General features: G+C 61.4%; 14 protein-coding genes. 7 read left to right on the plus strand and 7 right to left on the minus strand.

Features of this window, described 5'->3' with window-relative positions:
* Positions 1-186: 186 nt before the first annotated feature.
* From H1Y01_RS18440 to H1Y01_RS18470, 7 genes are all read right to left on the minus strand, one after another.
* On the minus strand, positions 187-369 hold the full coding sequence (locus tag H1Y01_RS18440) for a hypothetical protein (protein WP_180542169.1): 183 nt from the start codon (positions 367-369) through the stop codon (positions 187-189).
* Positions 366-1,667 carry a vWA domain-containing protein gene (locus H1Y01_RS18445; RefSeq protein ID WP_180542171.1) on the minus strand — a complete coding sequence of 434 codons (1,302 nt, stop codon included), beginning with the start codon at positions 1,665-1,667 and terminating at the stop codon, positions 366-368. The genes H1Y01_RS18440 and H1Y01_RS18445 overlap by 4 nt, the downstream gene beginning before the upstream one ends.
* Positions 1,664-1,903 carry a hypothetical protein gene (locus tag H1Y01_RS18450; RefSeq protein WP_180542173.1) on the minus strand — a complete coding sequence of 80 codons (240 nt, stop codon included), beginning with the start codon at positions 1,901-1,903 and terminating at the stop codon, positions 1,664-1,666. The genes H1Y01_RS18445 and H1Y01_RS18450 overlap by 4 nt, the downstream gene beginning before the upstream one ends.
* 115 nt (positions 1,904-2,018) lie before the next feature.
* Positions 2,019-2,225: a hypothetical protein gene (locus H1Y01_RS18455; RefSeq protein ID WP_180542175.1), complete on the minus strand. Its 207-nt coding sequence runs from the start codon at positions 2,223-2,225 to the stop codon at positions 2,019-2,021.
* A gap of 26 nt (positions 2,226-2,251) precedes the next feature.
* Entirely contained in the window at positions 2,252-2,422 is a 171-nt protein-coding gene (locus H1Y01_RS18460; RefSeq protein ID WP_219341682.1) for a hypothetical protein, read from the minus strand.
* Between the two features lie 87 nt (positions 2,423-2,509).
* Positions 2,510-3,523, minus strand: coding sequence for a hypothetical protein (locus H1Y01_RS18465; RefSeq protein ID WP_180542179.1), 1,014 nt, complete (start codon positions 3,521-3,523; stop codon positions 2,510-2,512).
* Between the two features lie 104 nt (positions 3,524-3,627).
* Positions 3,628-4,608, minus strand: coding sequence for an AAA family ATPase (locus H1Y01_RS18470; protein ID WP_180542181.1), 981 nt, complete (start codon positions 4,606-4,608; stop codon positions 3,628-3,630).
* 125 nt (positions 4,609-4,733) lie between these two features.
* Between H1Y01_RS18470 and H1Y01_RS18475 the strand changes: the two genes are divergently transcribed.
* The 7 genes from H1Y01_RS18475 (at position 4,734) to H1Y01_RS18505 (ending at position 9,846) form a co-directional block, all read left to right on the plus strand.
* Positions 4,734-4,955, plus strand: a complete 222-nt coding sequence (locus H1Y01_RS18475) for a hypothetical protein (protein ID WP_180542183.1) — start codon at positions 4,734-4,736, stop codon at positions 4,953-4,955.
* Positions 4,956-5,284: 329 nt separating this feature from the next.
* A complete protein-coding gene (locus tag H1Y01_RS18480; protein WP_180542185.1) occupies positions 5,285-6,586 on the plus strand; it encodes a putative antirestriction adenine methyltransferase in 1,302 nt (433 codons plus the stop codon).
* The gene (locus H1Y01_RS18485) at positions 6,562-7,389 is read left to right on the plus strand and encodes a ParB N-terminal domain-containing protein (protein ID WP_180542187.1); all 828 of its coding nucleotides are present in this window, start codon (positions 6,562-6,564) and stop codon (positions 7,387-7,389) included. Before H1Y01_RS18480 ends, H1Y01_RS18485 begins: the two co-directional genes overlap by 25 nt.
* Complete coding sequence (locus tag H1Y01_RS18490) at positions 7,367-7,738, plus strand: hypothetical protein (protein WP_180542189.1); 372 nt, start codon at positions 7,367-7,369, stop codon at positions 7,736-7,738. The genes H1Y01_RS18485 and H1Y01_RS18490 overlap by 23 nt, the downstream gene beginning before the upstream one ends.
* A gap of 204 nt (positions 7,739-7,942) precedes the next feature.
* On the plus strand, positions 7,943-8,353 hold the full coding sequence (locus H1Y01_RS18495; protein WP_180542191.1) for a hypothetical protein: 411 nt from the start codon (positions 7,943-7,945) through the stop codon (positions 8,351-8,353).
* Positions 8,350-8,934: a hypothetical protein gene (locus H1Y01_RS18500; protein ID WP_180542193.1), complete on the plus strand. Its 585-nt coding sequence runs from the start codon at positions 8,350-8,352 to the stop codon at positions 8,932-8,934. Before H1Y01_RS18495 ends, H1Y01_RS18500 begins: the two co-directional genes overlap by 4 nt.
* The gene (locus H1Y01_RS18505; protein ID WP_180542194.1) at positions 8,935-9,846 is read left to right on the plus strand and encodes a glycoside hydrolase family protein; all 912 of its coding nucleotides are present in this window, start codon (positions 8,935-8,937) and stop codon (positions 9,844-9,846) included.
* The last annotated feature ends 224 nt before the right edge of the window (positions 9,847-10,070 follow it).

Here is a 10,070-nt window from a genome sequence, read left to right on the forward strand (position 1 = left end):
ACATTTAGTATATACAATATGCACACATTCAGCAAGCGGCAAACATGAGAAATGAACCGGCGCATGGCTCCGCCAAGTCGCTCCGTCCGAACGCGCGCGTCCACCCGACGAGCGACTCGTTCCAGAACTTCGCCGCCAAGATTGGCTACGGCACCGGCAACGTGTCCGACGCGGGCGAGTACAACGTCAACTATCTCTCGAAGAATCGCTATCGGCTCGAAGCCATGTATCGCTCGTCTTGGATCTGCGGTCGATGCGCTTGCGGCTCTTTTGCGCCAGCTCGGCCGTAAGCCGCTCACGGTCGATGTCGGCCTGGCGCTGCCGTTCCGCCCGCGAGATCCGCTCAAGTTCTTCCTCGCTGAAGTTCATGCGACCCTCACTTCCCGGCCGAACGGCGCGGTCCGCGTCGAGTGGAGCGGAGCGACCCAGAGGACCGGATACGGCGGCTCTTCGGGAGCCGGGCCGTACAGATCCGTGAAGTAGACGCACGCCAGCGGATCGAGGCGTTCGGCTTCGACGTAATCGAAGACCGGCTGAAAGGCCGTGCCGCCGCCGCCCGTCATTTCGAGGACGATCGTATCGTCGGGGCCGAACTCGACGACGCTCCGCACCGCCGTGTCGCAGGAGATCACGACGACCTTTTCGGGCCGCGCCTCGCGCACCATGCCCGTGATTTCGACGGCCGCTTCGTCAAGCTGTTCAGGCGTCATCGAGCCTGAGCAGTCGATGCCGACGACCAGCACGCCGACGTTTTCCTTCATCGGGCCGGGCAGGTACAAGCCGCTCGCGGCAAAGCGCCGGTTCGGGCGTGCCCACGATTGATTCTCACCGAGCAGCGTGTTCGTCAGGAAGTCTTGCGTCTCCGCTTTCCAATCGACTTGCGGCTCGCGCGTCGCCTTCAGCGTGCGGCCCACACCGCCCGGCAGGACGCCGGCGCGTTCGGAGACCATCGACGCCTCTTGCGCGATCACTTCCCAATCCTGTTCAGTCAGCGCGCCCGTGTCGTCGCTGCGGGTCTCCGGACCGTCAACGAAGTGACCAGTCGGCGAGCCGTCCATGATCTCGTCGCCGGCACCATCGCTCTCCCCTTCCCCTTCTTCCTCCCCGACTTCTTCGCTTTCGCCGTCGCCGCTGTCCAGGTCGCCATGCTGTTCACTGCCCTGCGAAGTGGCGCAATCGCACTTCTCACGGCCGCACTCGCACAGCTCGCCGTCGTCGTCCGATGCTTCCGGATCCGGCTCGGGTTCGGGTTCCTGGGGCGGTGGCTCTTCCGAGCGCAGCTTCGAGTACACCTGTTCGGCGCTGAGGCCGTTATGCCGGGCGTCGATCAGCACGCCCTGCGGCAGCGTGAAGCCGGCCTCGATCAACTGCTCGTTCACGACGTAATCACAAGCGATGTTCCAGCCCTCCGGATCGCGGCCCGCGCGGCGGTATGGATGAACCAGAGCGCAGTGCAGAACCTCATGGGCGACGACGCCGAGCTGTTCGGCATGCGTCAGGCTCGCCATGAACGCCGGGTTGTAGCGGAGCACCACGCCGTTCGTCTGGAGCGTCTTGATCGAGCCGTCCGCGATGTCTTCCAGGTGATAGGCGAGCGTTCCGAAAAACGGATTGTCCAGCAGCAGATGGCTCTTGAGCCGTCCCATGTCGAAAGAGGAAGCGCTCATTGAGCGCCCCCTTTTTCCAGCTTCGCCAGCCGTTTGAGAATGCCCGCAAGAGCTTTGTCTGTTTTCTCGGCCCAGGTGTTGATGCCGGAACTCCAGCGCGAGCCCGACTGGACAAGCCCACCTTGCCGATCGAGCCGCGCCTGAATCAGGGCGTTCTCGTCTCTGAGCGCCTGTAGCTCACGCTCGAAGGATTCCTTGATCGAATCGAAGAGCGCCAGGATGTCTTTTTCTGCCATTTTGTTTTGTTTGTATCCCCCTACTTCATTCTATCAAGAGGGGGTGTTGATAGCAACAAGGCGCAAAAAAAAGCGCTCTAAAAACGAGCGCTCTTTTCGGGTTTAGTACTGGGACTCAGACCTGGAATATCCAGCTTTTCTCAAGCTCCGCATAGTTCCGCGCGGCCTCCTCGATGTCGCGGTCCATCGAGGCATAGAGCGCGCGCCGCTCGGGCTCCCGGCTGGCGTATTCGCGCCGCCGCCGTTCACTGCTTTCGAGCATGCCGCGCATGGCCTCTTCGAGGCGGGCGCACGTACTCTCGGACATTTCTTCTTCGGCCATGTTCGTATCTCCCATGTTTATATCTCCTACTCTTCCTCGTCGCCGCCTTCGAGCGCGGCCAACCGCTGCTCGTGATCCACCACGATGACACGCACGTACCGCGCCAGCCGCTTGATCTCCTTCTCTGTCTTCAACTGCATCGCCGCGATCAGCTCGACCGAGTGCGTCAACGCCTCCAGCCGTTCGTCCATGTTCATGCTCTGTATCTCCCTATTGAATTATCCCTCGAAAGGGTCTCTTGATAAGTACTGGACGTTAGAGGAACGGGTTTGACCCCGCTCCCGTTATCCGAGGAAGTCGTTCATCTTCGCCAGGATCGCGTCGGCCTTGACCAGGACGCTCGCGCGCATCGGTTCCGACTCGCGCAGTTCCTTCGCGTCCAGCCCTTCGATCAGCGACCGGATCTCAGCGGAGAAGGCGTCGAGCGCCGCGTCGCCCGTGAAGTTGAGCATCGGCAGCAGATCAAGCACCGACTGGGCGCTGGTGAAGAGCGTCTTGCGGATCGCGTCCGTCTTCTCCGCCTTGAGCGCCGTAACGAGCTTGGCCACGACGCCCTGCAGCCGGGCGAAGACGCCCTTCATGGCTTCGTTCACGCGGTCATTGGCGCGCTGCTCGATTTCCTGCTGCACCTGTTCGGTCGCCTGGGCTCCCAGGTCGATGCGGAAGTCCTGCGCGGCCGGGATCGGCAGGAGCGTGAAAGTCGCGCCGAACTTCCGGCGTAGCTGGCTCATCGTGGGATAGTCCTGCTCGCGAAAAGCGCCGTTCAGCAGCCGGCGCGCTTCGGCCTTCGCCGCTTCGTATTTCGAGACGCCCGTTGCCGGATCGATGGCTTCCAGCTCGTCGCGGAATACCTGCTCGTATTCGTCGATCAGGGTCCGCATTTTCGAGGAGTACTCCATGTAGGCGGTCGCCGACATAATGCGCGTGCCCCAGCTATCCCAGGGCAGCGTGTAACGGATGTGCGTCGAGCGGAGCTTCGAAGCCGCCGAGCGGAGCCGTTCGAGGGCGCCCTTCGAGAGCAGGGTCTTTTGATACCGGCCCATATCGCTCGCGATGCCGTGGCGCTGGGCGACTTCATCCGTGATCGTGGCATCGTTGGCCTGCGCGCCCCATTCATGGACGTTCAGGATCACGAGCATCGCGCGCTGGCGCACATCGTTGTGCCGTTCGACGACGACCGGCGCGGGAGGCGGCGGCACCGGCGCGATGGCGTGGATCTCGTGTTTGCGTTGGCGTGGGCGCTTGCCGATCACTCGGGGCGCGGTCTGGGTCTGAGCGGTTGCTTTTGCTTGTGTCATTGGTATATCTCCTTACTTCAATTCTATCAAGAGGGGGTGTTGTTAGCCAGTATTTGAGGCACCGTTTCGGTACTTGTGTGACCAAGTACCGATCCGGCTCGTTTTCAGAACGTGACGTCCGCATGGGCGATGGCCCAGCGCGTGAATTCCGGCGTGGCGCTCAGTGCGCCGTTGGCTCGGCCGACCGCCATCTTGACGGCCAGCACGTTGAACTCGATGGGCATGCGTTCGAGATACTGAAGGACCCGGCCGAAGTTGGTTGCGCTCGCCCTGCGCGACAGTGCGGCTGCCACGGCAAACCGGACATTGGGCTCGGCCGGGACTCTGGTCTTGAGCGGATCGAGCAGGATGGCGTCGATCTGGGGCAGGTTGGCGTACAAGCGCCGGAAGCCGGAGAACTCGACCGCCGTGGCTTCGCCGAGCACGCCCGTAAAAATTTCATGTTCGAGCGCCGGGTCGGGATTCTGCGAGCAGATCTCCGAGACAAACTCCCAGCCGCGCGGGTTGGGGCTCGTCAGCGCCTTCGGATCGTAGACATGCAGCAGGTCGTCGCGGAAGCGATGGAAGGCGATCACAACCGGCTCGATGCCCGCTTCGATGGCCCATTTCATCCAATCGTCACGATCCACCGCCAGGTTCAAATGAACGAACCGCAGCTTCATCGCGCACGACATGCGGATCACGCCGGGGTCAGTCTCCGGATTGCCAGCCGCCATCACCACGCAATCGGCCGGCAGCTCGTGCTCGCCGATGCGATGATCGAGGACCATCTGCAGCGCCGCGTTGAGCATCATTTGGTTCGCCCGGTTGATCTCGTCTAAGAAGAGGATCGAGGGGCCGTCCGCTTCGGTCGGCAGGAGTCGCGGCCGGGCGAAAGCCGTCATGCCGTCCTGGACCGTGGGCAATCCGATGAAGTCCCCCACGTCGCGGCCCGTGAGCCGCAGATCGAACAGCTTGCGGCCGAGCCGCTTCGCCGTCTGCTGCATGATGCGCGACTTGCCCATGCCTGGGTTCGACCAGATCATCGCCGGGCGCTTCGCCTGGATGAGCGTTTCGAGCGCCCGCGTTATTTCTGAAGGTTTCAAGTTTGTATCTCCCTACTTCAATTCTATCAAGAGGGGGTAAAGATAGCCAGTGTTTGAGGCACGCCTGCGGTACTTGAGATACCGGGTATTCAATCGCGAGGGGGTCGTGATAGCATCGGGGAGTCATGAAAAAGAAAAAGGAATTGTCTCTGGAGTTCTTTCAAGAGCAGGGACGCATCGGCGGCAAGGTGGGCGGTGCGAAGGCCTGGGAGGGCCTCACTCCCGAGGAGAGGTCGGCACGCGCACGCGCGGCGGTCGCCAAGCGCAAGTGGCATGCAGTCAAACCACCGGACCCACCGAAGCCCGGCGCGACGAAGAAGAAGTCACCCGCTAAGAAAAAAAAGTAAAGCGCGGCACCCATCTGTTGTTACCCGTGGGCGGGAAAGCACAGATGTGCTGATCGGCGACCAGCCGAGACGGGCCGTGTAATTCGGCTGACCGCTCCAAAGAATCTGTGGAAAAGTCCGGCCGCCGCCCGAACGCATTTACCTACCGGCAAAATCGGGCATTTTGCGACGCAAACTATTGATAATAAAGGCACGATTTTCGGGTGTGTTTATAGGGCGTCCGTGCGCCCGATCGCGTGGTGCGCGTTTGTGTGCGAAGTTCTGTAAAACATTGAAAAGAAAGGCCTTACTTTGCTGAAGTTTGGCCTCTGGCGTGAACGGCAGCGCGCATGTTCATAGGCGCGATTGATTCCGAGTTCCGGCAGTGGCTCGATCTCAACAAAGAAGCCTTTCGGGGCCGCACGCTGTTCGTCGGCTGCTCGGGCAACTTCACCATTGAGCAGATCCTGGGCGAGGCTTCGGGCTCGGCGCACGGCAACGATGTCTCGGTTTACTCGCACTTCGTCGGCCACCACCTGGCCGGGCAGCCGTTCCGCTGGGCGATCAAAGATCCGGCCTGGGCCTGGCTGCAACCGTGGCTAGAAGAGAACCCCGCCGCCGTCGTCGTCATCCTGTTCGAGCTGTTTCGCTACCCTCCGAAGAACGCCCACAACAAGCGGCTGTACGACAACATCATCAACCAGTGGGAGCACTACTTTCGCAAGACCGCCGAGCGGCTCAAGCACGCCGGCGAGCAGTGCCACTTGACCAGCTATCGCTCCTCTGACATTTGGGACTTCGTAGACGAAGCCGCGCGCATCGATCCGGACGGCGTGATGTTCGGGTTTCTGCCCTTCTACAAAGGCGACTACGAGAAGCTTTATAAGCGCATCAACACCGTGCTCGACTGGGACGCGCCGGGCTACACGATCATCGACCAGGAGCGCAAAGCGCAGCTCTTCTCCAAGATCTGCAAATTCGACTATGTGCTGATCGACGATGTGCGGCACGACGAATACCCTGCCGTCATGTGGAAGCGGCGCAGCCGCACCAAAGACGTGATCCTGTATTCGAACCTCAACGTCGAGCGCGTATTCGTATCGCAGCACACCGCCTGCACGCCGGTTCACTATCCGATCCTGCAAGATGAGGACATTGGCGCCATCACGCCCGACTCGCCGATCGCGCTCAAGCGCGTGAAGGGTCCGGAGATCAATTACTTCAAAAACCAGTACATGAAGAAAACGATCCTCTTCACCGATGGACCGTTCAATTTCCTGCTGTTCATTGGCGGCAAGCTGTTCGGCTGTGCCGTTATCACCTTTCAGAAGTTCGGTCGGGACGGTCTCTACATCCTGAGCGATTTCGTGGTGCCGGTGGACAAGAAACACCGCCTGGCCAAGCTGGCGCTGCTCACGCTTCAGACGGTCGAGTTTCGCGATGCCGTCGAACAGATCCTTCTCTCGCATGTGACCAAGCTCACGACGACGGCCTTCACCGATGCGCCGGTCTCGATGAAGTACCGGGGCATATTCGAACTCGTGAAGCGGGGCGACGAAAACGGGGTCAAGTTTCTGAACTACGAGACTGCGACCGGGCTGCATGACACGCGAGGAGCCATCACCAAATGGAAGACATTCAAGAAAAGATAGCGGCGCTGAATATCGCCCTGTGCGGCTCGATGCCCTTCGAGCTGGCCTGGGTCGATCCGCATGGCGTCGAGCTGCTCGAAGACAACGCGCGCTACATGCGCAACGACACGTTCGCACAACTGGTCGAGAACATCAAGCTCGACAAAGGCCTGGCGAGCGTGCCGCTGCTCTATCAAGATCCAGCGGGCGGCAAGCTCAAAGTGCTGTCGGGAAATCACCGCGTCATGGCGGCAATGGCGGCGAAGCTCGACGGCGTACTCTGCCTGGTCATCCGGACCGCGAAGACCATCGAAGAGCAAGTCGCGATACAGCTCTCGCATAACTCCATCGTCGGCGCGGACGATCTGCCGAAGCTGAAGCAACTTTACGAGCGCATCTCGACGCTCACGCTGAAGGCCTACTCGGGCATCGACGACGAGACCATTCAGAAGCTCGCGGCCATCAAGTTCGAGCCGGTGAGCGAGCCGCACATGACGTTTAAGACCGTCACGTTTCTATTCCTGCCCGGCGAGATAGACGAGCTGGCCGCGACCATCCAGCATGTGGAGAAGCTGCTCGAAAGCAAGGACGCCTTCGCCTTCCAGGTGCGCGACTACTATGCCTTTTTCGAACTGATCGCCAAAGCCAAAGAGAAGCTGCAAATCAAGAACTCGGCCGCCGCGATACTCGAGCTGATGCGCGCCGGGCATCGCCAGATCGAAAGCGAAGCCGCTCTCGAAGCCGCGCAAGAACCCATCGCCTCAGCCATCGCCTCACCGGATGAGGGAATAGCGGGGTCTGATGCCATCGCCGCCGCTCACTGAGCGCCTGATCGCCGAAATCTGCTCGAAGATGCAGATATCCGGTTCGCTGGACACGGGCCTGGCGACTTGCGGCGTTCCCCGTGAAACATATGACGGCTGGATCGAAGCCGCCCAGCGCGGGAGCGATCCGCTCGCCGTCAAACTGATCGAGGCCATCGCTTCGGCTGAGTCCGAGGTCAAAATGCTGCGCGAGCATCAGCTTACCAAGTATTTCGAGACCGACTGGCGCGCGCTCGGCTGGTGGCTGGAGCGCAAGTATCCGGGCGAGTACGGCGTCAAAGCCAAAGCCGGGGGGTCTCCGGAAGACGATCTCGACGGGCTGCTGCGCGGCCTGCCCGACGAGCAATAGCTCATGTTTATCCGGCTTCCTGCCGATGGAAACGGATGCGGCTTAAAAAAAACTGCGAGGGTTTGAGTCTTTTCCAGACTTAGCTTGCGTACCACCCCCTGCTTCACCGGAGAGCTGATTCAACCGATCCGGCCGCAGCGCTTCACCTGAACGCTTGCTACCAACCCTGCGCCCGAGGTGTGCCACAACCAGTGCCTACAGCCCATGCTTAATCCCCGTGCCGACGTACCAACCTACGCCGCCAATGGGAGCCCGCTGCGCCGCTATTCGGTCGCCCAGATTGAACGCTGCCTGGCGCTGACGCCGCCCCGCGTCGTTGTGAAGCGCAACAAGCGCACCGGCAAGATCACAAGCGCCCAATTTCTTCCCCTGCCCCGCGACTCGCGGGCGATCGATGGGCAAGACGAAATCCGAAAGACGGCCCACATGGGCCAGCGTTATAGCTACCGCTCGCCGGTGGATGATCAGGGCCATCGCGTTTGGCGCTTCTCAAAATTTCTCGTGCCGCACGAAATGCGCCTCGATCCTGGCATCGAGCCCGAAGACATCGAGCGCTGGCTGCAAACTGTGTTTCGCGCCGTGCCGCTCTCCTGCCTAAAAGGAAAAACAAAATGAACTGGAAATCTGTAGCAGGCGTTCTAGCCACCGTTGCCCCAACCATTGGCGCGGCCGTGGGCGGTCCGCTGGCCGGGTCCGCGATCTCGGCGCTTGAAGGCGTCCTCAAGATCACACCGAAAAGCCCCGACACCGCCGCGCGCCAGGAAGCGATCGGCACAGCGATCGGAGCGGCTTCGCCCGAGCAACTGCTCGCCCTCAAAGCAGCCGATCACGAATTTTCCGAACACATGCTGTCGCTCGGCTTTGCCGATGCCGAAGCCCTCGCCAAGCTCGCCACCGACGATCGCGGCAACGCGCGCCAGCGCGAAGTCGTCCTGCGCGACTGGACGCCGCGCGGGCTGGCGATCGGCGTGACGTTCGGCTTTTTCGGGCTGCTGGTCTTCATGGCAATCCACGCCGTCCCGGCCGAATCGAAAGACGTGCTCAACATTTTGCTCGGTTCACTCGGAGCCGGCTGGATGGCCGTGATTTCCTACTACTTCGGATCGTCCAGCGAGAACGCGGCCGCCAAGAACGCCGCCCTCAACAAAGACGCCGATGCACAGAGCGTCACGGTGACGCAATCGGAGACGCGCTAAATGCCAGACATCGATATTGCCCAGCTCGCCACCTGGCTCGTTGAAGATGAATCCCTGAAGCTGCTCGTCTATGACGACGCGACCGAGAAGCCCATTAAGCCGGGCACGGTCGTGATCGGGCATCCCACCATCGGGATTGGCCGCGCGCTGGACGTCCACGGCATCAGCAAAGCCGAAGCCGCCTACTTACTCACGAATGACATGGCGAGCGTGATCGAACAGCTCGGCCGAGCCCTGCCGTGGTTCGGCTCACTCGATCCGGTGCGCGCCGGCGTGCTGGCCGACATGGCCTTCAACCTGGGACTCACCGGCCTGCTGTGCTTCCACGTCACGCTGGGCTTGATCGAGAGCCGCCAGTACTCCGAAGCAGCCGACTCGATGCTCAAATCGAAGTGGGCCGCGCAAGTCGGCGGGCGCGCCAAGCGCCTGGCGGAACGGATGCGCACGGGCTTGGCGGCTGCCGTCCTTTTCTGCTGCATCGCCACGGCCGGCTGGTCCCAGCTTCCAGTCCAGACCGGAGCCTCCGATCCGAGCTGCGTCGAACGGCTGGATGAAGTGCAACGGGAGCTAGTTGGCCTGCGCGCCGACATCCGGCGCATTTCGCAAACCATCAACTCGACAAACGAAGGCCTGGAGCTGAACGCGGCCGATGCGCTCGAAGCGCAGCGCCTCAATGCCCGTCTCGCGCAAGCCGCCGCCTCCACGGCCACCACCGCGCTCGACGCGCAGAACCTCAGTGCTCATCTCGCGCAAGCCGCCGCCTCCACGGCCGCGGCGCAAAGCCATGAGCAGATCGTCGCCATGCTGTGCGGATTCGGCACGGTCTTGTTCGGTTTAGCGGTTACCTACGTCAAAGGCCGTTTGACGGACAAGAAGATCGAGACCGTGTTTGCGCGCAGCGCCGAGCAGTGATACCTAAGCAGCCTGCGAGAACCAACCTATCCCCGCCCGAGACAACCCAGAGACAACAACCGTCCTCCCGCGAACGCCGAAGGCGGCGAGCGGACGACCAGCGCGACAAGCATGTTTTATCAATCGACGAGTTCGTGGACTGGGAGAACGACCATTCGATCGAGTGCCTGGGCTGGCTTTGCAACTGAGCTTTGAACCTATGACAAACACCGAAACGCTCGCCC

Source organism: Nevskia soli, assembly GCF_903970205.1.
Taxonomy (GTDB): Bacteria; Acidobacteriota; Terriglobia; order Bryobacterales; family Bryobacteraceae; genus Bog-113.

Bases quoted from the DNA above. Each gene is read 5' to 3' on its own strand.
- H1Y01_RS18440 (WP_180542169.1), bottom strand. From the start codon at position 369: ATGAACTTCAGCGAGGAAGAACTTGAGCGGATCTCGCGGGCGGAACGG.
- H1Y01_RS18445 (WP_180542171.1), bottom strand. From the start codon at position 1,667: ATGAGCGCTTCCTCTTTCGACATGGGACGGCTCAAGAGCCATCTGCTG.
- H1Y01_RS18450 (WP_180542173.1), bottom strand. From the start codon at position 1,903: ATGGCAGAAAAAGACATCCTGGCGCTCTTCGATTCGATCAAGGAATCC.
- H1Y01_RS18455 (WP_180542175.1), bottom strand. From the start codon at position 2,225: ATGGCCGAAGAAGAAATGTCCGAGAGTACGTGCGCCCGCCTCGAAGAG.
- H1Y01_RS18460 (WP_219341682.1), bottom strand. From the start codon at position 2,422: ATGAACATGGACGAACGGCTGGAGGCGTTGACGCACTCGGTCGAGCTG.
- H1Y01_RS18465 (WP_180542179.1), bottom strand. From the start codon at position 3,523: ATGACACAAGCAAAAGCAACCGCTCAGACCCAGACCGCGCCCCGAGTG.
- H1Y01_RS18475 (WP_180542183.1), top strand. From the start codon at position 4,734: ATGAAAAAGAAAAAGGAATTGTCTCTGGAGTTCTTTCAAGAGCAGGGA.
- H1Y01_RS18480 (WP_180542185.1), top strand. From the start codon at position 5,285: ATGTTCATAGGCGCGATTGATTCCGAGTTCCGGCAGTGGCTCGATCTC.
- H1Y01_RS18485 (WP_180542187.1), top strand. From the start codon at position 6,562: ATGGAAGACATTCAAGAAAAGATAGCGGCGCTGAATATCGCCCTGTGC.
- H1Y01_RS18490 (WP_180542189.1), top strand. From the start codon at position 7,367: ATGCCATCGCCGCCGCTCACTGAGCGCCTGATCGCCGAAATCTGCTCG.
- H1Y01_RS18495 (WP_180542191.1), top strand. From the start codon at position 7,943: ATGCTTAATCCCCGTGCCGACGTACCAACCTACGCCGCCAATGGGAGC.
- H1Y01_RS18500 (WP_180542193.1), top strand. From the start codon at position 8,350: ATGAACTGGAAATCTGTAGCAGGCGTTCTAGCCACCGTTGCCCCAACC.
- H1Y01_RS18505 (WP_180542194.1), top strand. From the start codon at position 8,935: ATGCCAGACATCGATATTGCCCAGCTCGCCACCTGGCTCGTTGAAGAT.